The sequence below is a fragment of the Pseudomonas sp. HTZ2 genome (assembly GCF_033173945.1).
GTDB lineage: Bacteria > Pseudomonadota > Gammaproteobacteria > Pseudomonadales > Pseudomonadaceae > Aquipseudomonas > Aquipseudomonas guariconensis.
Map to the genome: position 1 here is coordinate 4557425 of NZ_CP137332.1, position 23308 is coordinate 4580732.

Sequence of the window (23308 nt, forward strand, 5' to 3'; positions counted from 1 at the left end):
CTGTCAGCCCTGCGCCCGACCCGCCTCCCGGCGGGCCGGGTTTTTCTTGCTTTCAGGAGGTGCTCTTGCGGTCATTGTTCTGGCGCATCCTGGCCAGCTTCTGGCTGGCCATCGCCCTGGTCGCCGGCCTGTCGATCCTGCTTGGCCACATGCTCAACCAGGATGCCTGGATCCTCAGTCGCCATCCGGGCCTCAATACCCTGGCCAGCCGCTGGACCCAGCACTATGAGCAGGAAGGCCTGGAGTCTGCCCAGCGCTTTCTGGAACGGCGCAAGCACCGCTTTGGCATCAACGTGCAGGTGCTCAACGACAGTGGCGAGGCCGTGGTCCCGGGCACTTTCCCACGTCGCGCCGCCGCCTTCGAGGCCCGTCAGCACAATGACCAGCGCCGTCTGCCCTGGCGTCGCCTGACCCAGGAATACACCAGCCCGGACAGTGGCGAGACCTACCTGTTGATCTACCGCATTCCACATCCGGCGCTCAACGCCTGGCACCGCGAGAGCCTGCTGTGGCCGCTCAGCGCCTTGGGAATCGCCCTGGTGGTGCTGACGCTGTTCAGCCTGTTCGTCACGCTGTCGATCACCCGCCCGCTCAGCCGGCTGCGAGGGGCGGTACACGATCTGGGACAAACCAGCTACCAGCAGAACAGCCTGGCGCGACTGGCGGCCCGGCGTGACGAGTTCGGTGTACTGGCCAATGACTTCAACAAGATGGGCGCGCGGTTGCAAAGCCTGATCGGCAGCCAGCGGCAACTGCTGCGCGATGTCTCCCACGAGCTGCGCTCACCCTTGGCGCGGCTGCGCATCGCCCTGGCCTTGGCCGAACGTGCCGAGCCTGAGCAGCGCCAGGCCCTATGGCCGCGACTGACCCGTGAGTGCGATCGCCTGGAAGACCTGATCAGCGAAATCCTCGCCCTGGCCAGGGTCGACGCCGAGCAGTCCCATGCCGAGCCAGTGGACCTCAACGCCCTGCTGGGCAGCGTGCGCAAGGACGCCCAGCTCAGCGTCCCGGAGCAGGAAATACGCCTGGAGGCCACCCCGGGGCTCACCCTGCAAGGCTGGCCGACACTGATCGAGCGTGCCGTGGACAACCTGGTGCGCAATGCCTTGCGCTTCAACCCGCCAGGTCAGCCGATCGAGATCCATGCCGTTCGCGAGGCTGGGCGGATCGTACTGAGCGTACGTGACCATGGGCCCGGGGTGGCCGATGAGCACCTGGCGCAGTTGGGGGAGCCATTCTTCCGCGCTCCTGGGCAGGAAGCACCTGGGCACGGCCTGGGACTGGCCATCGCCCGACGGGCGGCGGAACGCCACGGCGGGAACCTAGTGCTAGGCAATCATCCGCAAGGCGGGTTTGTCGCGACGCTGGAGCTGCCCTGCGAGATGATTACCGACTGAAAGGACCCAGGGCCGTGCAGCGGCCCTGGTGAATCACTCGCCCCAGGCGTTGACGAAGTCGGCGGTAGCCAGCACCGGAGCGGTCCGTGGCTCAGCCATGGGCGTGCCGACATACAGGTAGCCGATCAGCTCCTCGTTGTCGGCAAGCCCCAGGCCTTGGTGCACATGAGCATCGAACGCCATGTCGCCGGTACGCCACACAGCGCCGATCCCCTGGGCATGAGCGGCGATGAGAATGCCATGGGCAGCGCAACCGGCGGCAAGGCGTTGCTCGGATTTGGGCACCTTGAAGTGGTCCTGCAGGCGAGCCACCACCACGATCAGCAAAGGCGCACGCAGCGGCATGGCCCGCGCCTTGTCCAGCGCGGCCTGGCTGGCGTCGCCCTTCTTCTGTACCGCCTCGGCGAACAGCTCACCGAGCTTTTCACGAGCCGCACCCTCGATGGTCAGGAAGCGCCATGGGCGCAGCTGGCCATGGTCCGGGGCGCGCAAGGCCGACTGGAACAGCGCTTCGCGCTGGGCGGCATTGGGCGCCGGGTCGGTCAGGCGTGGCACGGAAACACGGTTGAGCAATGCGTCGAGAGCCTCCATGGGCTACCCTCCTGGCAGATTGAAAAAGTGCGGCCATTCTCAAGCTGCACGCCGCAAGCTGCAAGCCGCAAGAAAAACGTCCTCTCACGCTTACCGCTTGCAGCTTGCAGCCTGCCGCTTAAAATGGCGCCCTTTCCGTTTCGAGTCAGAGCAGATCACATGGCGTTGCCGACCTTAAGGATCATTGGTTTCATCATCGGCATCTTCCTGATCACCCTGGCGGTCAGCATGGTCGTGCCCATGACGACCCTGGTGGTCTTCGAACGCACCAGCGACATGCCTTCGTTCCTCTGGTCGAGCCTGATCACCTTCATCGCCGGCCTGGCGCTGGTCGTTCAGGGGCGGCCAGAGCACGTCCACCTGCGCCCACGCGACATGTACCTGCTGACGGTCAGCAGTTGGTTGGTCGTGTGCGTGTTCGCCGCCCTGCCGTTCCTGTTGACCCAGCACATCAGCTACACCGACGCTTTTTTCGAAAGCATGTCCGGCATCACCGCCACTGGCGCCACGGTGCTCAGCGGGCTCGACAACATGTCCCCAGGCATCCTGATGTGGCGCTCGATGCTGCACTGGCTCGGCGGCATCGGCTTCATCGGCATGGCGGTAGCGATCCTGCCGCTGCTGCGAATCGGTGGCATGCGCCTGTTCCAGACCGAATCCTCCGACCGCTCTGAAAAGGTCATGCCGCGCTCGCACATGGTCGCCAAGTCGATCGTGGCGGTGTATGTCGGCATCACTGTGTTCGGCAGCCTGGCGTTCTGGTGGGCAGGCATGCGGCCGTTCGATGCCATCAACCATGCCATGTCGGCGATTTCCACCGGCGGGTTCTCCACCTCCGATCAGTCCCTGGCCAAGTGGGACATCCCAGCCGTGCACTGGGTGGCGGTGGTGGTGATGATCCTGGGCAGCGTGCCGTTTACCTTGTACGTGGCCACCTTGCGCGGTAACCGCAAGGCCTTGATCCGCGACCAGCAGGTCCAAGGCCTGCTCGGTTTGCTGGTGGCCACCTGGCTGGTGCTGGGCACTTGGTACTGGGCCACCACCAATCTGCACTGGCTCGACGCCTTGCGCCATGTGGCGCTGAACGTCACGTCGGTGGTCACCACCACTGGGTTCGCCCTGGGCGACTACAGCTTGTGGGGCAACTTCTCGCTGATGCTGTTCTTCTACCTGGGCTTCATCGGGGGCTGCTCCGGCTCCACCGCCGGCGGCATCAAGATCTTCCGCTTCCAGGTCGCCTACATCCTGCTCAAGGCGAGCCTCAACCAGTTGATCCACCCCCGCGCGGTCATCAAGCAAAAATACAACGGCCACCGTCTCGACGAAGAGATCGTGCGCTCGATCCTGACCTTCTCGTTCTTCTTCGCCGTCACCATCTGTGTCATCGCCCTGCTGCTGTCGTTGCTGGGCGTGGACTGGATGACCGCGCTGACCGGCGCCGCGGGCACCGTCTCCGGCGTCGGGCCGGGCCTGGGCGAGGTGATTGGCCCTGCGGGCAACTATGCGACCCTGCCGGATGCGGCCAAGTGGATTCTTTCAGGCGGCATGCTGCTCGGCCGTCTGGAAATCATTACGGTGCTGGTGTTGTGCATGCCGGCGTTCTGGCGTCACTGACCGACTCTGCCTCAAGGCGGGCGCGATACTCGCTTGGGGTGACATCGAACCAGCGGCGGAACGCCCGGTAAAAGTTGCTCGGATCGGCAAACCCCAGCAAGTAGGCGGTTTCCAGCAAAGTCATGCCGGGCTGGGCCAGGTACTGTTCGGCGAGTTCCCGGCGGGTGTCGTCGAGCAAGGTCTGGAAGCTGGTGCCCTCCTCCTGCAAGCGGCGCTGCAGGGTACGCTGGGACAGGTGCAACGCCTGGGCGAGGGTTTCGCGCTTGGGCTCACCCTGGGGCAGGACGCGACACAACACCTGGCGCACCCGATGGGTCACCCGGCTTTCCGAGAAGCGTGCCAGGTACTCCCCAGCGAATCGGTCGTGCAGCACGGCCATGGCCTCGTTGGCCGTCGGCAGCGGGGCCTCCATGTCCGCCCGCTCGAACACCAGCGCATCATGGGGCGCACCGAACACCAAAGGGGCATGGAACGCCGTCTTGTAGGGCTCGACGTTCTTCGGCTGTGGCCCCTGGATCAACACCCGGCGCGGCTGGATGGCACGCCCACTGAGCCAGGTGCACAAGGACAACGCGCAAGCCAGCGACGCCTCGGCGCTATGGCGGGTGGGAGGCAGGTGGTCGCCATGCACGGTCAGCACCAGCGCGTAACCCTCCGGCTCCAGGCGAAAGCTCAGATCGGCGCTCTCGGCGATGATTCTCTGATAACGCACCAGGCGTTCGAATCCCTCGGCCAGGGTGCGGCTGGACATCAGCGCATAACCCACTACATGGAACGATGCCGGACGCACCACCCGGGCCATGTTCAGGCCAATCGCCTCATTGCCCGAAAGCTCCACCGCCAGCTGCCACAGGCGGGTCATGGCGTCCTGGGGAAAGCGCGCGTCAGGATCGTCCAGGGCCGCAAAATCCAGCCCGAGCTGCTTGAACATGGCCTGGCAATCGAGCCCTTCCAGCTCGAGCGCTTTGACAATCCCTGATGCCCAGCTGGCTGACGTGGTTCTCTCGCTCATGGCAGGCTTCTTTTGCTGACCGCTTCATGCGGCGAATCGAAAAGATACTCAATTGGCGCCTTTGGTCACTGGCCGGCTCCGACAATCACTCTAGACTCGATTCAGGCTCCGCGCCGTGTATCTGTTCACAACGCGAACCTGACGGGAGTACTGCCATGACCCCTACCGCACATTTTCGAAGTTTTGCCGAGTTCTACCCCTATTACCTGGGCGAACACAGCAACCCCACTTGCCGCCGCCTGCACTTCGTCGGCACCAGCCTGGTCATCGCCCTGCTCGCCTACACCTTCGCCAGCGGGCGCTGGCAACTACTGCTGGTCGTACCCTTTGCCGGGTATGGCTTTGCCTGGATCGGTCATTTCTTTTTCGAGAAGAACCGCCCGGCCACTTTCAGCCATCCGCTGTACAGCCTGCTGGGCGACTTCGCCATGTTCCGCGATATCCTGCGCGGCAAGATCAGCCTCTAAGGCAGCTAGGCCGTCTCACGTAGCGCGGCCAAGCGCTCGGCCTCGCGGGCCTGGGCATCGGCCAGGCGATAGAGTTCGATCTGCCCATCCCAGTGCTCGATCAGCGCCGTGCATGACTCCACCCAGTCGCCGCAATTGAGGTATTGCACCTCTCCTACCTGGCGAATCTCGGCGTGATGGATATGACCGCAGACAACGCCGTGCAAGCCCCGCCGGGTGCATTCGTGGGCGATGGCATCTTCGAAGTCACTGATGAAGTTCACCGCCCCCTTGACCTTGTGCTTGAGGTACGCCGACAGCGACCAGTAGCCGTAGCCATAGCGGGCCCGCCACTGGTTGAGCCAACGGTTGAGTACCAAGGTGAATTCATAGGCCCGATCACCCAGGAACGCCAGCCAGCGATGGTAGCGAGTAATCACATCGAACTGGTCGCCATGGATCACCAGCAGGCGCCGGCCATCGGCGGACAAGTGTTCGGCCTCGTCCACCAATTGGATGTTACCCAGGATCAACTTGGAGTAGCGCCGCAGGAATTCGTCGTGGTTGCCAGTGACATAGATGACCTCGGTGCCGCGTTTGCTCAGGGTGAGCAACCGACGGATGACATTGGTATGGGCCTGGGGCCAGTAGATGCCACCGCGCAGCTTCCAGCCATCGATAATGTCCCCGACCAGGTAGATGCGGTCGGCCTGGTACCCCTTGAGAAACTGCGACAAGTGTTCGGCCTGGCAATCGCGGGTACCTAAGTGCACATCGGAAATCCACAAGGTGCGCACGCGTTGCTTGCGCGACGGGCGGGCGAGTTCGGCATGGGTCATGGGCAGGCTCCTGCGCTGTTTGCTGGAGACTGGCAGTTGCGGATGACAGGTTGGTGGCAGCGGCGTGACGGATTCCCCGGGCAACAGCCCGGTGTGTACACTAGGGCTCGAATGCAATGTGTTCACGAAACGGAGCGGGCAAGCGCAGCGTGTTAGCGTATACGAGCATTCCAAACCCCGTTTCAACGCAGTGTGGGCGAGTGCGGATACATTTCGCACAGAGCCTAGCGCCCTGCCCCGCGAGGAAGCTCCCATGACCGCCGGCCCGATCCTCTCCCTGCGCCACTACCGCCACGACCTGATTGCCCACAGTCACGACCATTCACAACTGGTGTTCGGCCTGGGCGGCCGCCTGGATTTCGAGGTGCAGGGCCATGGCGCTTTAGTCCAGCGCCAGGGCCTGATGGTGGTGCCAGCCGGCGCACATCACACCTGCGGCAGTCCATCCGGCAGCGACTGCCTGGTGCTGGATGTTCCTGATGAACACTGGTTGTACGAGCAATTGGGCCGCCACGCCGATGCCAGCCGCCGCCTGCTGGATCGTCCAGGCCCTCTGAGCCTGGACAGCCGGCAGCAACAGTTGGTCGACTGGCTCGCCAGCAGCCCGGTGGATGACCCCTTGATCGCCCAGCAGGGCGCAGTCCTGCTGCTGGCCAGCCTCAATGCGCACACCCTGCCGGCGAGCGTCCAGCGGCGCCTGCCCTACGCGGCATTCGATGCGCACATCGAGCAGCACGCGGCCCACCCGCTGCAGGTGGCCGACCTGGCACGCCTGGCCGGTTTGTCTAGCGCCCGCCTGCATGCGCGCTTCGCCAGCGAATGCGCGATGACGCCGATGGACTACATCCGCCAGCGGCGATTGCTCAAGGCGCGACGTTTGCTGCAGCAGACCTGCCTGCCGATCGGCGAAATTGCCGCGCAGGTCGGTTACAGTTCCCAGAGTGCGTTTTCTGCCGCCATGCTGCGCGACTTCGGCCGCTCGCCCATGGCCTTGCGCCGCGAGCCTGGCGACAACTGACGCGAGGATCTCGACAGACAGTACGCGACAGCCCTCGTAGACTGGCCCTGGAATATCGAGCCAGCGGGTTGTTCGCCGGCCGCCTGACCCATCGCCGGATACACCCGCTCGACCGCGCCTGGGCCACTGTCATCACAAGGACTACCATGAACCACCGCACCGCCCTTGGCGCCCTGCACATCGGCGCCCTTTTCTTCGGCCTTACCGGCGTCTTCGGCAAGCTGGCGACCAGTGCCAGCCCCACGACCATCGTCTTCGGACGCGCCGCCTTCGCCGTGCTCGCTCTGGCACTGTTCGCCAGCCTCGCCGGCCCCGGTTGGCAACGCCTCAGCGCCCAGGATGCGCGCCGGCTGCTGCTCGGCGGCGTGCTGCTGGCCGGGCATTGGGTCAGTTTCTTCATTGCCGTCAAGGTCGGCGGCGTGGCCATCGCCACCCTCGGCTTCGCCAGTTTCCCCGCCTTCACAGTGATTCTCGAAGGCGTGTTGTTCCGCGAGCGTATACGCCGCAACGAGGCCGTGCTGGTGGTGCTGGTAAGCATCGGCTTGGTCCTGGTCACCCCTGCCTTCGACCTGCAAAGCGAAGCGACAGGCGGGCTGCTGTGGGCGTTGCTCTCGGGATTGCTGTTCTCGCTGCTGTCGCTGACCAATCGCGCCGGTTCCGGACGGCTGCCGGCGGTACAGGCGGCGCTGTGGCAGAACCTGGTGGTCGGCCTGTGCCTGCTGCCCTTCGCCGGCCCAGGCCTGAACCAGGTAGCGACCATGGACTGGCTGTGGATCGCCCTGCTCGGCATCTTCTGCACAGGCGTCGCCCACAGCCTGTTCGTCGCCAGCCTGGCAGTGATCAAGGCGCGCACCGCCGCCGTGGTGTTCGGCATGGAGCCGGTCTATGGCATCGCCGTCGCCTGGGTGGTGTTCGCCGAAACGCCGACCGTGCGCATGTTGGTGGGCGGTGTGCTGATCATCTTCGCCATCGTGCTCTCCAGTCGCATGGCCGCCGAGCAACCGCCCAGGCAGCGCTCACTGGCCGAAAGCGCCTGATCAGCGATCGTTATGGCCCAGGTCGCGCTGCGGGTCGATCTGGTCGCGCAGTCGCTGCTTGAGCACCTTGGCCTCGGGGAAGCCACCATCGGCCTTGCGCTCCCAGAGCTGGATGCCATCGCAGGTTATGCGGAACACGCCACCGGTACCCGGCTCCAGGGCCACGCGGCCCAGGTCGTCGGCAAAGGTGCTGAGCAACTCCTGAGCCAGCCAGGCCGCACGCAGCAGCCATTGGCATTGGGTGCAATAAGTGATGACGATTTCAGGCTTGGGCTGCGTCATGGCAACGCGTCTCCTTCGGGATGAGCCGCTTATACTAGCGGTCTTTGACCACGGTTTTGAGACTCACGATGCGCCGCCTGCTGTTCTGCCTTTTGCTGATAGTCACCAGTTTCACTACCCTGGCCGCTGAAGTCGCCCGGCCCAAGGTCGGCCTGGTGTTGTCAGGTGGCGCGGCCCGGGGCATTGCCCATATCGGCGTGCTCAAGGCTTTGGAGGAGCAAGGTGTACGCATCGACGCTATCGCCGGCACCAGCATGGGGGCGGTGATCGGCGGGCTGTATGCCTCCGGCTACAGCGTCGAGGAGCTCGAGAAACTCGCCACCACCCTCGACTGGCAGCAGGCGCTGTCCGATGCACCGCCACGCAAGGACGTACCGTTCCGGCGCAAGCAGGACGACCGCGATTTCCTGGTCAAGCAGAAGCTCAGCTTTCGCGACGATGGCAGTCTTGGCCTGCCCCTGGGCGTGATCCAGGGCCAGAACCTCTCCCTGCTGCTGGAAAGCAAGCTGGCCCACACCGCCGACACCCGTGATTTCGACAAGCTGCCGATCCCTTTTCGCGCCGTAGCCACCGACATCGCCAGTGGCGAAAAGGTGGTGTTCAGCCGCGGCCACCTGCCCCAGGTGATCCGCGCCAGCATGTCGATCCCGGCCGTGTTCGCCCCGGTCGAACTCGACGGCCGCCTGTTGGTGGATGGTGGCATGGTCGACAACATTCCCGTCGATGTGGCGCGGGACATGGGGGTGGACCTGGCCATCGTGGTCGACATCGGCACCCCCTTGCGTGACCGCAAGCAACTGGCCACGGTGGTCGACGTGCTCAACCAGTCGATCACCTTGATGACCCGACGCAACTCCGAGGAGCAATTGGCCAGCCTGCACCAAGACGATGTCCTCATCCAGCCCTCGCTCGCCGCCTTCGGCGTGACCGATTTCGGCCGCGCCCAAGACATGATCGATGCCGGCTATCGCGCCGCCCGGGCCTTGGACAACCGCCTGGCCAGCCTGCGCCGCGCCGAGGGCGATACCGGGCTGGCCGTGGCTCGCTCGCCACGCCAGCGCCGGCCGATCATCACCGCGATCAGGGTGGAGAACGATTCGAAGGTCAGCGACGATGTGATCCGTTACTACATCCGCCAACCCTTGGGCGAGCCCTTGGAGCTGGATCGTCTGCAGACAGACATGGGCACTCTGTACGGCTTGGACTACTTCGACCGGGTGCAGTACCGCGTGGTGCACAAAGGCGATGACAACACTCTGGTGATCAATGCCCGCGGCAGGCGTGGCGGCACCGATTACCTGCGCCTGGGCCTGAATCTTTCGGACGACATGCGCGGCGACAGCGCCTTCAACCTCGGCGCCAGCTACCGGGTCAACGGTATCAACCGGCTAGGCGCCGAGTGGCTGACCCGTGCCCAGATCGGCGACCAGCAGGAGCTCTACAGCGAGTTCTACCAACCCCTGGATGTGGGCTCGCGCTATTTCATCGCGCCCTATCTGGACTTCGGCTCGCAGAACATCGAGGCGACCCTGGACAACGACCCGATCGCCGAATACCGCCTTGAGCGCTACGGCTTCGGCCTCAACCTCGGTCGACAGATCGGTACCTATGGCGAAGTACGCGTGGGGGTGGGCAAGGCCTGGGGCGAGGCCGAGGTACGCATCGGGGACCAGGACCTGCCTTCGGTCAGCTTCAACGAAGGTTTCTACGAGCTGAAGTACTCCTTCGACACGTTTGACAACGTGTACTTCCCCCACAGCGGCGAAGACATCGGGCTGGCCGTGCGCCAATACGACAAGTCGCTGGATTCGGACGAGCAGTACCGCCAGTGGGAGTTCAAGCTGGACAAGGCCTTCAGCAGCGGGCCGAACAGCCTGGTGCTGGGCGGGCGCTATGGGCGCACCCTGGATGACGCCCAGGTGGTGACCTCAAGCTTCGTGTTCGGTGGGGCCAGGCAGTTGTCGGGCTTTCGCCAGGACTCGGTGTCGGGGCAGAACATCAGCCTGATGCGCATGGTCTACTACCGCCGCCTGACGCCCCGCGCCTACCTACCGCTGGACTTCCCATTGTACTTGGGGGGCTCGCTCGAGCGTGGCCGGGCCTGGAACAACGACAACGAGTTCGACAGCGGGTACATCAACGCAGCGAGCATCTTCCTGGGCCTGGAGACACCGTTGGGGCCGTTGAACATCAGCTATGGAGCCAACGATGAACATCAGAAGGCGGTGTACCTGAACCTGGGTCATACCTTCTAAACCAGTGGAGCCGCCGTGCGGCCCCACGTGGCATGGATTCAGGATTTTTCGAGGTTGGCGAGAATCTTCGCATGCACCCGCATGCAGACTTCCAGATCAGCCTCGTCGACCCCTGTGAACAACTCCTGACGCAGGGCGTTGGCGATGGTCTCGATCTGGTCGATCAGCGGCTTGGCCGGTGGGCACAGCAGGATTTTCTTCGCCCGACGGTCTTCCATCACCGCCTGACGGCGCACCAGGCCTTGGCTCTCCAGGCTGTCGAGCAACCGCGCCAGCGTCGGCCCCTCGACCCCGACGCTCTGGGCCAGCTCGCGCTGGGTCGGGGACTCTTCGAAGCGGGCCAGGTGCAACAGCACCAACCAGCGTGCCTGGGACAGGTTGAGCCCGGCAAGGCGGCGGTCCAGTTCGGCGCGCCAGCCACGGGACATCTGGGCCAGCTGCATGCCGAAGCGGTGTTGGTTATCGGTCAGGGGCATAAGCGACTCTATGAACAGAACTAATTATTAGCCAGCTAATCATGCCCGACGCCAACAGGCAAGGCTGCAGCGCGCGGGAATGTCCGATAATCGTCAAAAAGCGTGACGAGGGTCAGTCACAGCTCGAACTCCGCGGCCAATGCCGCACGCACACAATGCAGCACGCCTTCAGGTACGCGCTGGCCGAACAATGGTGACACTGCCGATACCGGAGGCAGTTCGCCTTCGCCGTCAAGGAAGGCATCCTGCACTTCCATCAGCAGGTCTTCGGGCAGATCCAGAGCCTGCTCAAGGCTCAACTCCTGGCGACCAAGGGCCTCGGCCAGCAGGCTGTAGACATTCTTCTCACTGCAATTGAGCTGGCCGGCGATCTGCGCCGGCGTCATGCCGGCACGGGCCAGGCTGACCAGCTCGTGGCGAAGGTCGAGCACCACCTTCGGCGCCTGATCCCCCGTACCGCCATTGAGTACCTCGAGGAACGCTTCGCCGTAACGCTCCAGCTTGCGCGCACCGACGCCACTGACCTGGGCCATGTCGCTGAGGCTGGTAGGTTGGCTGCGCAGCATCTCCAGCAGGGTCGAGTCGGGGAAGATGACATAAGGCGGCACGCTGTGCTCCTCGGCCAGCTTGCGCCGCAGGGCTCGCAGCGCCTCCCAGAGCTCGCGCTCCTCGGCACGCACCAGCTGGCTGGCAGGGCTGCCGCCACCGGAGGATTTGGCCACGACCTGTGGTTTGAGGTCGCGGCGCAACTGCAAGGTGACTTCGCCGCGCAACAAGGGCCGGCAATTGTCCGTCAGACGCAGCCCACCGTAGCCTTCCAGGTCGATGTCCACCAAGGCACGTGCCACCAGCTGGCGGAACAGCGAACGCCATTCGTGTTCGCTCAGGGCCTTGCCGACGCCGAACACCGACAGCTTTTCATGACCGAAACTACGCACCTTCTCGGTATCCTTGCCCACCAGCACATCGACCAGATGGCCCACCCCGTAGCGCTGACCAGTGCGGTATACCGCCGACAGGGCCTGGCGCGCAGGCTCGGTGGCATCCCAGGTCTGGACCTGGTCTACGCAATTGTCGCAATGACCGCAGGGCTGTTCGAGCACTTCGTCGAAGTACGCCAGCAGTGTCTGGCGGCGACAGCGGGTTTCTTCACACAGCGCCAGCATGGCGTCGAGCTTGTGCTGCTCGATGCGCTTGTGGCGCTCGTCGCCTTCGGAGTTCTGCAGCATCTGCTTGAGCATCACCATGTCCTGAAGGCCGTAGGCCATCCAGGCGTCAGACGGCAGGCCATCACGGCCGGCACGGCCGGTTTCCTGATAATAGGCTTCCATCGATTTGGGCAGATCGAGGTGGGCGACGAAGCGTACGTTAGGCTTGTCGATGCCCATGCCGAAGGCAATGGTGGCGACCATGATCAAGCCTTCCTCGTTGAGGAAGCGATGCTGGTTGGCCGCACGGGTCTCGGCGGCCAGGCCGGCGTGATAAGGCAGGGCTGGGAAGCCCTGCTCGCAGAGGAAGGCGGCTGTCTCGTCGACTTTCTTGCGCGACAGGCAATAGACGATGCCGGCATTGCCACGGCGCTCTGCGAGAAATGCCATCAGCTGCTTGCGCGGCGCTTCCTTGGGCACGATGCGGTAGAAGATGTTGGGCCGGTCGAAACTCGACAGGAATCGCTCTGCGCCCTGCAGATGCAGGCGCTGGACAATCTCCTCGCGGGTACGCATGTCGGCCGTTGCAGTCAGGGCGATCCGGGGTACCTGGGGGAACAGCTCGGCCAGTTGGCCCAGTTGCAGGTATTCCGGGCGAAAATCATGGCCCCACTGCGAGACACAGTGAGCTTCATCGATGGCAAACAGCGCGATATCCAGGGTCCGCAGAAACTCCAGCATGCGTGGCTGCACCAGGCGCTCGGGGGCCAGATACAGCATCTTCACCTCGCCACGACGCAGGCGCCCGGCCAGCTCGCGTTGCTGCTCGGCACTCAAGGTCGAATTCAGCGCAGCGGCCGCCACCCCCAGTTCGTCGAGGGTGGCGACCTGGTCGTCCATGAGCGCGATCAGCGGTGAAACCACGACAGCAAGGCCCGGACGCAGCAAGGCCGGCACTTGGAAACACAAGGACTTGCCGCCGCCGGTGGGCATCAGCACCAGGGCATCGCCGCCACTGGCCACGCATTCGATGATCGCTGCCTGGCGCCCCCGGAAACTGTCGTAGCCGAAGATGTCCTTGAGGACGCGCTGAGCCTGTTCGAGCATTGGAAACTCCAAAATCGCCGTACCATCCTGGACACAGGCTGGACGAAAAATCCGCCGGACACACTTGCCAATGCGTAAGCGGCTTTTGCCGGAATGCCGGGGAAACGGCACCCTGGGTGAAAAATCGCGAAGTATACCCCAGTGCCCGCTCGCGCAGGATGCCTTGACTGCTTCCCCACGACAGACGTTCCCTTGGCCCCCAGCCGCCGCAAGGTGCTAGAATTCGTTATCGTTTATTCCCCAAGGTAGCCCTGTAATGTCCTTCGCCGAGCAACTGACCCGCCTGCAAGCCTTCCTCGACGCCGACGAGCTGCACGAAGAAGCGCTGGACTACGTCGCCGCCCATGGCTACCTGACCGCACTGTCGATCTGCTCCGAGGAAGTTCCCGAGCGCGAATGGATCGACGCCCTGTTCGCTGAAGAGCCCCACTACGCGAGCGATGCCCAGCGCACCGAGATCGAGGCGACCCTGGTGGCCCTCAAGGCCCACATCGGCCGCCAACTGGCCAGCGACGACGAGTTCGAGCTGCCATGCGACCTGGACCTGACCGACGAGCCGGACGACTCCGACCTGCGCGGCTGGTGCATCGGTTTCATGGAAGGCGTCTTCCTGCGCGAGGAAGCCTGGTTCGAGAACGCCGAGGAAGAAGTCAGCGAAATGCTGCTGCCGATCATGGTCGGTTCGGGCCTGTTCGACGAGCAACCGGAGTTCGAGGACATCGCCCGCAATGCCAGCCTGCAGGATGACATGATCGTGCAGATCCCCGAGGCGCTCACCGCGCTGTTCCTGCTGCTGCACGCCCCTGACGAGAAACCTGCCCTGCTCAAGCCGCGCCACCACTAAGGTGGCCATGCGCTACCTGTTGCTGGCCATCGGCTGGCTCAGCGTTGCGCTGGGGGTGGTGGGGATCTTCCTGCCGGTGCTGCCTACCACCCCTTTCCTGCTGCTGGCTGCGGCGTGCTTCGCGCGCAGCTCGCCACGCTTTCACCACTGGTTGATCAACCACCCCAAACTGGGTCCGTGGATCCGCGATTACCTCAGTGGCGAAGGCATCCCGCTCAAAGGCAAGGTCTACGCCATCGGCCTCATGTGGGCGAGCATCGGCCTTTCCTGCTACCTGGTGCCCCTGTTCTGGGCACGGGCCTTCATGCTCACCAGCGCCGTGTTGGTCAGCCTGTACATTCTCAAGCAAAAGACCCTGCGCCGCCCCGGTTGACGCTCAATCGCTGAGCGACGACGGTTCGGACTCCACCACCAGCAACAGACACCCCCTGGGCGAACGCAACCAATGCTCGGAGCCTGCGGCGTAGACCAAGCTGTCGCCCGCGCGAAACACCTGACCATCGACATCCATGACTTCGCCCTCCAGCACCTGCAGCAACTCGGTGGCTGCGTGCCGGTGCGGCACTGAGCGGCTGCCGGGCGCCATTTTCATCCAGTAGGCCTGCCAGGGGCCGGTATCGGCCAGGATTTTCCAGCTGACGCCTTCCAGGCGCTGACCGCCCAAGAGCATGGGCTGCCACTGGACCTGGCTGGGGGTATGGGATTCGCGTAGGGACATGTGGACTGATTCCGAGGTGGGCTCGATCACAGTCTAGGGAGCTGACGCAGGCCCGGTGCTGCAGGTACGACCAGGGCGTATGCCCTGGCGTCGCATTTGTGCCTGGATCGAGAGGCGAGCCCGCGCCTGCAGGCGCGGGTCTCACGCCGCCCGTAACATTCAGACAGTATCCACTTTCAATGAGTGGTCATTGAGCATCCCATTGATGATAGTTGCAGTGTCCTGCCCCGAGGCGATCACCCCACCCGCGCCGGCCGTGACACCATAATGCTGAGCCAAGTCGACCCCGGCCAGCTCGATGGTCTGGGTGGGCGCCGCGCCCGCCACACTGCTGACTTCGATGGTCGAGACCACATTGGTTCCGGTACCGGTGACCTTGAAGTGCAGGTAGTCGTCCAGCGAGGCGGACGTGGCATGCTCTCCCTGAAGCAGCTGCGACAGGTCGAGGCGATCACTGCCGGGGATGAAGTCAGTGACGGTGTCGTGCCCCACATCCCCCTTCTGCCACACAAACGTATCGTTACCGCCCCCTCCGGTGAGCCGGTCATTGCCCAGCCCGCCGATGAGGACGTTGTTGCCGCTATTGCCGATCAGGAGGTCGTTGTAGTCGGAGCCGATCAAGTTATCGATGCCATTGAGGGTGTCGATACCAGCGCCCCCGGTATCCTGCGCCCCCGTGAGGTTCAGGTTGACCGTCACCGCGCCGGGGGCCGAGGCGTAGCTGGCGGTATCGGTACCTGCACCGCCATCGAGCAGATCATTGCCCGGGCCGCCGATCAGCAGGTCATTGCCTTCCCCGCCGTAGAGCTTGTCATCACCACCGCCACCGACCAGCACATCGTTGCCAGCAGCACCGTGCAGGGTATCGTTCCCCGCGCCGGCAACCAGGGTGTCGTTGTCGGCAGTGCCGGTGAGCACACTGCCGCCCTGGTAGGTGATGTCGGCATTGCCCGTCGCGCTGCCGCCGTGGCCATCGCTCACCGTGTAAGTGCCGTTGTAGGCATCCTGCTCGGCATTGCTGTAATCGATCGACATCGTCAGTAGGTAGTTCACATTGCCGTGGCTGCCATTGCCGCTGGACAAGTTGATCATGTGGATGGAGTACGTTCCGTCGTGGCTGGCAGTGAAACCTTTGTCATTGTCGATGGCCTGGTAGCTACCGCTTTCGTCCTTCCATGCCATGGCGACCTGACTTGCCGACACGTCATGGTGCAGGTTCAGGGTCTCACCTTTCTTGAGCGTGACCGTCAAAACATCCTGGGCGTTGGCGAAGTTGCCGTTGGGCGAGGCCAGGAAGCCGCTCACGATCAGCGCGGCCGCCATGCTGTCGGCCGGCCCACGGAACTCGCTGCGCGCAAGGTCACGCACCCGGTTGGACAAGTTGCTGCCGGTACCAGTGAAGTCGGCCACAGGCGTGTCGCTTCCCACGCCAAAACCTGCGCCGTTGGGGGAAAACCGAGTGTCGAAGTAGGTCGAGGACACCGAGAGCTTGTCGTGATCAGGGTCGTTGTCATTGGCCAGCAGGGCCTCGGCCGGCACCGTCATCCCAGTGCCGGCGATATTGGTGATGAGATGGTCGGCCCCAGCCACAGGAGGCGCGTTCGTCACCTGCGGTTCACCGATCCAGGGCTGGCTGTCCTGTACCTTGATGCTGACGGTGGTGGTGCTTTCATCGCCGTCGGCGTCGCGGATGGTGTAGACGAAGGTGTCGGTCGCGCCATCGCTGCCCACGCTGTTGGGGTTGGCGTGGTAGCTGGCGCTGCCGTCGGCCTTGAGGATCAGGTAGCCATAGTTGCCCATGATCTGTGTGCCAACCTCACCATGGGCGGCGGTCGAAGTGTCGCTGCCAGCGCGCACGCCAACCACGACGTTGCCATTGGTCACCTTGTCCGCGCCCAGGTCATCGTTGTACAGCACATTGCCGGTGACCACCCCGCCTTCATGCACGATCGACTTCGCATCGGCGATGGCCTGGGGCACGTCGTCGACGATGTTGATGACGATCTGGCTGGTGATGGTATTGCCCTGCTGATCCTTCGCCTGGTAGGTGAAGGTCTCGGTCGTGGAATTCGGACCATCGTTGACGCCACCTGGGGTCCTCGGCGCCGAGGTGAGGGTGTAGGTGTAGGTGCCGTCTCCGTTCAGATGAATCTGACCGTATTGCCCGACGGCATTGCCCACCAAGGTGTAGGTCAACGCACCGACCCCGCCTTGCACCGCACCGATCAGGGTGCCTGTCCCGGTCTCACCCGTGGAGGTTGAATCGCTGCCAGTGACAGTCCCGGCCGCCAGGTCCTTGCCATCCTGATTCAGGTCCAGGGCTTTTTCATAAACCGTTACATCGCGGTCTGGGCCGATCACCGAAAGCGGATTGCCCTGCACATTGAGAGTGACGGTCGTGGTGCTCTCGTCGCCATCGGCGTCGCGGATGGTGTAGACGAAGGTGTCGGTGGCACCGGCACCCGGCACGCTGTTGGGGTTGGCGTGGTAAGTCGCCCAGCCGTTGGCGTTGATGACCAGGTAGCCGTAGTTACCCATGACCTGAGTGCCGACATCGCCATGTGCGGAAGTCGAGGTGTCGCTGCCGGCGCGCACACCGACCACGACGTTGCCATCGATGACCTTGTCCGCACCCAGGACATCGTTGTAAAGCACATCACCACTCACCGTGTCGCCCACGCGTACGGTGGCCGAGTCGGCGTTGGCCTTGGGCACGTCGTCGACGATGTTGATGACGATCTGGCTGGTGATGGTGTTGCCCAGTTGATCCTTCGCTTGATAGGTGAAGGTCTCGGTCAGGGTGTTCGAGCCATCGTTGGCGCCACCTGGGGTCTTCGGCGCTGAGGTCAGGGTGTAGGTGTAGGTGCCGTCTCCGTTGAGATGGATCTGACCGTATTGCCCGACGGCATTGCCCACCAAGGTGTAGGTCAACGCACCGAGCCCGCCTTGCACCGCGCCGACCAGGGTGCCTGTCCCGGTTTCACCCGTGGAGGTTGGGTCGCTGCCGGTGACGTTGCCAGCCGCCAGGTCCTTGCCGTCCTGGTTCAGGTCCAGGGCTTTTTCGTAAACCGTTACATCGCGGTCTGGGCCGATCACCGAAAGCGGATTGCCCTGCACATTGAGAGTGACGGTCGTGGTGCTCTCGTCGCCATCGGCGTCGCGGATTGTGTAGACGAAGGTGTCGGTGGCACCGGCACCCGCCACACTGTTGGGGTTGGCGTGGTAAGTCGCCCAGCCGTTGGCGTTGATGACCAGGTAGCCGTAGTTACCCATGACCTGAGTGCCGACATCGCCATGTGCGGAAGTCGAGGTGTCGCTGCCGGCGCGCACACCGACCACGACGTTGCCATCGATGACCTTGTCCGCACCCAGGACATCGTTGTAAAGCACATCACCACTCACCGTGTCGCCCACGCGTAGGTTGGCCGAGTCGGCGTTGGCCTTGGGCACGTCGTCGACGATGTTGATGACGATCTGGCTGGTGATGGTGTTGCCCAGTTGATCCTTCGCTTGATAGGTGAAGGTCTCGGTCAGGGTGTTCGAGCCATCGTTGGCGCCACCTGGGGTCTTCGGCGCTGAGGTCAGGGTATAGGTGTAGGTGCCGTCTCCGTTGAGATGGATCTGACCGTATTGCCCGACGGCATTGCCCACCAAGGTGTAGGTCAACGCACCGAGCCCGCCTTGCACCGCGCCGACCAGGGTGCCTGTCCCGGTTTCACCCGTGGAGGTTGGGTCGCTGCCGGTGACGTTGCCAGCCGCCAGGTCCTTGCCGTCCTGGTTCAGGTCCAGGGCTTTTTCGTAAACCGTCACATCACGGTCCGCCCCACTGACCGACAGTCCACTATCCAGCACCTTGATAGTGACGGTGGTGGTGCTCTCGTCGCCGTCGGCGTCGCGGATGGTGTAGACGAAGGTGTCGGTCGCACCGGCACCCGCCACACTGTTGGGGTTGGCGTGGTAAGTCGCCCAGCCGTTGGCGTTAATGACCAGGTAGCCGTAGTTACCCATGACCTGAGTGCCGACATCGCCATGTGCGGAGGTCGAGGTGTCGCTGCCGGCGCGCACACCGACCACGACGTTGCCATCGGCCACTTTGTCCGCCCCTATGTCATCGTTGTAGAACACGTTGCCGGAGACGACACCGCCCTCATGGACGGGTGCCGAATCCGGATTGGCCTCGGGCACGTCGTCGACGATGTTGATGACGATCTGGCTGGTGATGGTGTTGCCCAGTTGATCCTTCGCTTGATAGGTGAAGGTCTCGGTCAGGGTGTTCGGGCCATCGTTGACGCCACCTGGGGTCTTCGGCGCCGAGGTCAGGGTGTAGGTGTAGGTGCCGTCTCCGTTCAGATGGATCTGACCGTATTGCCCGACGGCATTGCCCACCAAGGTGTAGGTCAATGCACCGACCCCGCCTTGCACCGCGCCGACCAGGGTGCCTGTCCCGGTCTCACCCGTGGAGGTTGGGTCGCTGCCGGTGACGTTGCCAGCCGCCAGGTCCTTGCCGTCCTGGTTCAGGTCCAGGGCTTTTTCGTAAACCGTCACATCACGGTCCGCCCCACTGACCGACAGTCCGCTGTCCAGCACCTTGATAGTGACGGTGGTGGTGCTCTCGTCGCCGTCGGCGTCGCGGATGGTGTAGACGAAGGTGTCGGTCGCACCGGCACCCGCCACACTGTTGGGGTTGGCGTGGTAGGTGGCGCTGCCGTCAGCATTGAGGATCAGGTAGCCATAGGTGCCCATGATCTGGGTGCCGACATCGCCATGAACAGGTGTCGAGGTATCGCTGCCAGCCCTTACGCCGACCACGGCCTTGCCCTCAGGAGCACCATCGGCCCCAACCACATCGTTGTGCAATACGTTGCCGGTGACCACCCCGCCTTCGTGCACGATGGATTTGGTATCGGGATTGGCTTGAGGCACATCGTCGACAATGTTCACGTCGATGCTACCGCTAGCACTACTGCCATCGCTGTCGGTCGCAACGACGGTAAAGCTTTCGCTCACACTGTTGGCGCCATCGACGTTCGGGTGCGCCTCATTGTCGGTCAGGGTGTAGCTGTAGCTGACGACGCCGGTGGCCGGGTTGTAGCCGGTCACGGTCAGGGTATTGCCCAGCGGTGTGGTGATCGATTGCGGGAAGCCCGCCACCACCCCGCCATTGACCAGGGTGATTCCCCCAACGACCAGCGTTTGCAGGCCATCGGCTGCTGTGACGGTAAAGGTCCCGCTTTGCGTCAATGCCGAGGCATCGGGGGCACTGCCGTCGCCCAGGTGCTTCTCGTGAACGGTGAGCTCGCCCCCTTTTACAGCCAGCCCATCGAGGGTAACCGAGTCGTTGAGGTTGGTGACATTGAGCACCAGCGTCGCCGTGCTACTGTCCCCGTCCGCGTCGGTCAAGGTGTAGGTGAAGTGCTCCACGCCCGAGCCGCCACCGTGCAGGTTGATGAAGTCCGGGTCGTTGGTGTTCAGCGTGTAGGTGTAGGACCCGTCCGCCGCCAGCACCAAGGTGCCATAGGTGCCGACATAGGTACCGGCGGTGATCGGCCCGGATGGCACACGGTCGGCCCCCTGCACATCGTTGCTCAGCACATTGCCGGTCAAGGTGGTCTGCTGCTCGGTCGCCACCGTGGGGTTGCTGTCGTCCAGGGCTTTGGGCGCGTCGTCGACGATGCGAACGTCCAGGGTGCCACTGGCCACACTTCCATTGGTGTCGCTGACATGCACCGAGAGCTGCTCGCTGACTGCCTGTGCGCCTCCGGCGGTCGCCAGGGTGTAGCTGTAGCTGACCGTACCGGTGACCGGGTCATAGCCGGTGATGGTCAGGACATTGCCCAAGGCGGTGGTCAGCGACTGGCCGACACCCGTTACCACGCCTCCGGTGACGACATTGATACCACCGACATTGAGGTTGAACACGCCATCGGGCGCCGACACAGTGAAGCTGCCGCCCTGGGTCAAGGCACCAGGGTTACTGGCAGAACCGTGCGGCAGATGGGCCTCTTGCAGGGTCAGCTCGCCTCCGGCGACGTCCAGTCCGTGCAGGGTGACCGGATTATCGGGATCGTCTGGGCCATCGGTTACCGGTCGGCGATCATCATCGAAGCGCGTATCCCCGGCATCGGGAATCGTGAACTCAGGGATGCCATTGAACCCTGCGGTGGGGAAACCAATCACCGGGTCGACGCGCCCGGCCACCTCGGTCAGCAATACGAAGCTATGGCCACCGCCCACCGCACCGGGCGCGCCGGTGCTGCTGGGGCCTGCCGCCGTGGCCTCGGCCTCCTGGCTCGGGTCAGCACCTGCGGCAATTGCCTGTTGCAAGCGCTCGACATCACTCAAGTCAGCCTCACTGGGCGCTATCGCTTCAGGGCCCTGCACATGCTCCGCGGGGTGGGCCAACAGCTCCGGCCGCAGCTCAAGGCTGCTGTCGCGCCCCAGGGTGAGCTCGCCACCGTTATCCAGGTGCACGGCTACAGCCCCCGCGGCGCCGGTCTCGAGTTGTTCTCCGGCATACAGCCGGTCACCTTCGATCAAGACCCGACGGGTGCCGTCCTGACCGACCGCGAAGACTTGCCCGACAACCTTGCTGACCACACCAAGTGATTTAGCCATGAACCAATGCCTCCATTGCCGAGTGATTCCCGCAACGCGAGGCTTTTGGAGGAAGGAGGAATTCGCGGCGTTGACCATGCACGCAGCGATGCGTCGATAACTGCGCCAGGCCCCGATTTCACGGGGGATCAAGGCTTATGGATGATAGTCGACGATGAACCTGGCAAAACGCGATGGCAAAATGACAGATGTCAATAAAATGTCGCCAAATAACGTCCTGCCTCCCTCCCCTCGTTAGATCCCTGCCCTCTGCTGCAAGAAAAACGGGAACTTTTCTCAGAGGCCCGAAAAACAAAGCGTGTGCGCTTATTCAACGGACGACCTGAGTAGAACAATGTCCGGTATTTCTTAGAGCGCATAAGTTTTTTTTCGCATAAATCTTATGAGGAAATCTTCTTAGTTCGCCTGGTAAATGTTCTTAGCTCTGTTGTTACAAACCTGAAACGGTTTGACTCTTATTTTTCGTCATTTTTTTGGCGATTGCAGGACTTTTTCGAGACCAGGGAGATGTACTCCATGCGCGTTCTAACCCCCATCACCAGTGCAATTCTGTTGGCCATGGCATGCGCCAACTCTCAGGCGATGTCGATCACCGAGGCTGTCCAGAACGCGGTGGACCAACATCCCGAAATCAGCGCCAGCCGTAACAGCCGTTTGTCGGCTGATGAAGATGTGAAGTTCGCGCGTGGGGGCTACTACCCCAGTGTCGACCTTATTGCAGGCTATGGTCGCCAACGCTCCGACAACACCAATACCCGTGGCTTCAACCCTGATGGTTCGCGCAACCACAACAAGGAAACCCTCAGCTACACCCAGTCGGAACTGCGTCTGCGGCAGATGCTCTTCGATGGATTCAATACCGCCAACGAGGTGGGCCGTACCGAGGCAGTGGCCAACTCCCGTGCCTACTTCACCCAGGCGACGGCCGAAACAGTGGCATTGCGTGCGATCGAGGTGTACCTGGAGGTGCTTAAGCGTCGCGAACTGGTGACCCTGGCCAAGAACAACCTGCAAGCCCACCTGCGGGTCAACGACCAGATCGGGCTTCGCAGCGAACGCGGCGTGGGCAGTAATGCCGACCTGGACCAGTCCCGTGCCCGCCGGGCCTTGGCCGAAAACAACCTGGACACCGCCGAAGTCGACTTGGCCGACGCCGAGGCCAACTTCTACAGCGTGGTCGGACGCATGCCCGATGAGCTCGAAACGCCGGTCACCATCAAGGGCGAGGTGCCCACCACCCTGGAGCAGGCACGCCAGGGCATGTTGGAGAACAACCCCTACCTCAAGTCGGCCCAGGCCGACGTGAATGCCGCCGAGCAACAGTACGAAGTGGCCAAGTCGCCCTTCTACCCACGCCTGGACGCCGTGCTGGCCACCGGCGCCAACAACAACATCGCCGGCCAGCGCGGCCATGACAACAACGATTGGCAGGCCGGTGTCGAGCTCAACTACAACCTGTTCCGCGGCGGCAGCGACAAGGCGCGCCTGCAGTCGGACGCGCACAAGATCAACCAGGCCATGGACATCCGCAACAATGCCCTGCGCGAGCTCAACGAGAACCTGAGCCTCGCCTGGAACGCCATGAACAATGCGCGCAAGCAGACCCCGACCGCCCGCGAATACGCCGAAACCACCCAACGGGTGCGCGCCGCCTACCAAGACCAGTTCGGCCTTGGCCAGCGCACCCTGCTCGACCTGCTCGACAGCGAAAACGAGCTCTACAACGCCAATCGTCGTTACACCGAAGTGCGCTATACCGAGGAGTTCTCCATGTATCGCGTGCTGGCGAACATGGGCGAGCTTCTGAGCAAGCAACGTATTTCGCTGCCGCCTGAGGCCATCGCCAAGACCGAAGTGCGTAACGAAGCCCGGTTGCCCGACATGCGGTAGTTCGTGCGTACTGCTGGCT

At 63.3% G+C, this 23308-nt stretch carries 17 protein-coding genes; 9 read left to right on the forward strand and 8 right to left on the reverse strand.

Annotation, left to right across the window (positions count from 1 at the left end; all coding sequences use genetic code 11):
- Window positions 1-59: 59 nt before the first annotated feature.
- Window positions 60-1397: a sensor histidine kinase gene (locus tag R6G97_RS21025; RefSeq protein WP_317847455.1), complete on the forward strand. Its 1338-nt coding sequence runs from the start codon at window positions 60-62 to the stop codon at window positions 1395-1397.
- A gap of 33 nt (window positions 1398-1430) precedes the next feature.
- On the opposite strand, the gene R6G97_RS21030 is transcribed toward R6G97_RS21025, so the two are convergent.
- The gene (locus tag R6G97_RS21030; RefSeq protein ID WP_043214331.1) at window positions 1431-1988 is read right to left on the reverse strand and encodes a nitroreductase family protein; all 558 of its coding nucleotides are present in this window, start codon (window positions 1986-1988) and stop codon (window positions 1431-1433) included.
- 159 nt (window positions 1989-2147) lie between these two features.
- Here R6G97_RS21030 and R6G97_RS21035 point away from each other — a divergent pair, with 159 nt between their 5' ends.
- Window positions 2148-3602, forward strand: coding sequence for a TrkH family potassium uptake protein (locus tag R6G97_RS21035; RefSeq protein WP_043214333.1), 1455 nt, complete (start codon window positions 2148-2150; stop codon window positions 3600-3602).
- Here the strand turns inward: R6G97_RS21035 and R6G97_RS21040 are convergent.
- On the reverse strand, window positions 3559-4614 hold the full coding sequence (locus R6G97_RS21040) for an AraC family transcriptional regulator (RefSeq protein ID WP_043214335.1): 1056 nt from the start codon (window positions 4612-4614) through the stop codon (window positions 3559-3561). The two genes, R6G97_RS21035 and R6G97_RS21040, sit on opposite strands and share 44 nt — an antisense overlap.
- A gap of 155 nt (window positions 4615-4769) precedes the next feature.
- Between R6G97_RS21040 and R6G97_RS21045 the strand changes: the two genes are divergently transcribed.
- On the forward strand, window positions 4770-5081 hold the full coding sequence (locus tag R6G97_RS21045) for a DUF962 domain-containing protein (protein WP_043214337.1): 312 nt from the start codon (window positions 4770-4772) through the stop codon (window positions 5079-5081).
- 5 nt (window positions 5082-5086) lie between these two features.
- Here the strand turns inward: R6G97_RS21045 and R6G97_RS21050 are convergent, their stop codons facing one another.
- A complete protein-coding gene (locus tag R6G97_RS21050) occupies window positions 5087-5899 on the reverse strand; it encodes a UDP-2,3-diacylglucosamine diphosphatase (RefSeq protein WP_317847456.1) in 813 nt (270 codons plus the stop codon).
- Between the two features lie 253 nt (window positions 5900-6152).
- Between R6G97_RS21050 and R6G97_RS21055 the strand changes: the two genes are divergently transcribed.
- Window positions 6153-6917, forward strand: a complete 765-nt coding sequence (locus R6G97_RS21055; RefSeq protein WP_090345996.1) for an AraC family transcriptional regulator — start codon at window positions 6153-6155, stop codon at window positions 6915-6917.
- Between the two features lie 146 nt (window positions 6918-7063).
- Window positions 7064-7954 (forward strand): DMT family transporter, encoded by an 891-nt coding sequence (locus R6G97_RS21060; protein WP_102081737.1) that lies wholly within the window; start codon window positions 7064-7066, stop codon window positions 7952-7954.
- Here R6G97_RS21060 and R6G97_RS21065 read toward each other — a convergent pair whose 3' ends face one another.
- The gene (locus R6G97_RS21065) at window positions 7955-8236 is read right to left on the reverse strand and encodes a SelT/SelW/SelH family protein (protein WP_043214349.1); all 282 of its coding nucleotides are present in this window, start codon (window positions 8234-8236) and stop codon (window positions 7955-7957) included.
- 68 nt (window positions 8237-8304) lie between these two features.
- Here R6G97_RS21065 and R6G97_RS21070 point away from each other — a divergent pair, with 68 nt between their 5' ends.
- Complete coding sequence (locus R6G97_RS21070) at window positions 8305-10491, forward strand: patatin-like phospholipase family protein (protein ID WP_090345998.1); 2187 nt, start codon at window positions 8305-8307, stop codon at window positions 10489-10491.
- A 38-nt stretch (window positions 10492-10529) separates the two neighbouring features.
- Here R6G97_RS21070 and R6G97_RS21075 read toward each other — a convergent pair whose 3' ends face one another.
- On the reverse strand, window positions 10530-10967 hold the full coding sequence (locus R6G97_RS21075) for a MarR family transcriptional regulator (protein ID WP_043214353.1): 438 nt from the start codon (window positions 10965-10967) through the stop codon (window positions 10530-10532).
- Between the two features lie 116 nt (window positions 10968-11083).
- Entirely contained in the window at window positions 11084-13222 is a 2139-nt protein-coding gene (recQ, locus tag R6G97_RS21080) for a DNA helicase RecQ (RefSeq protein WP_317847457.1), read from the reverse strand.
- A 256-nt stretch (window positions 13223-13478) separates the two neighbouring features.
- On the opposite strand from recQ, the gene R6G97_RS21085 reads away from it, so the two are divergent.
- Together R6G97_RS21085 and R6G97_RS21090 are read left to right on the forward strand one after the other, a co-directional pair.
- A complete protein-coding gene (locus R6G97_RS21085; RefSeq protein ID WP_043214359.1) occupies window positions 13479-14066 on the forward strand; it encodes a YecA/YgfB family protein in 588 nt (195 codons plus the stop codon).
- A gap of 7 nt (window positions 14067-14073) precedes the next feature.
- Complete coding sequence (locus R6G97_RS21090; protein WP_043214361.1) at window positions 14074-14439, forward strand: YbaN family protein; 366 nt, start codon at window positions 14074-14076, stop codon at window positions 14437-14439.
- 3 nt (window positions 14440-14442) lie between these two features.
- On the opposite strand, the gene R6G97_RS21095 is transcribed toward R6G97_RS21090, so the two are convergent.
- A complete protein-coding gene (locus R6G97_RS21095) occupies window positions 14443-14784 on the reverse strand; it encodes a cupin domain-containing protein (RefSeq protein ID WP_052352502.1) in 342 nt (113 codons plus the stop codon).
- 159 nt (window positions 14785-14943) lie between these two features.
- The gene (locus R6G97_RS21100) at window positions 14944-21399 is read right to left on the reverse strand and encodes a retention module-containing protein (RefSeq protein WP_317847458.1); all 6456 of its coding nucleotides are present in this window, start codon (window positions 21397-21399) and stop codon (window positions 14944-14946) included.
- Between the two features lie 516 nt (window positions 21400-21915).
- Here R6G97_RS21100 and R6G97_RS21105 point away from each other — a divergent pair.
- The gene (locus R6G97_RS21105; RefSeq protein ID WP_090345527.1) at window positions 21916-23289 is read left to right on the forward strand and encodes a TolC family outer membrane protein; all 1374 of its coding nucleotides are present in this window, start codon (window positions 21916-21918) and stop codon (window positions 23287-23289) included.
- Window positions 23290-23308: the final 19 nt, after the last annotated feature.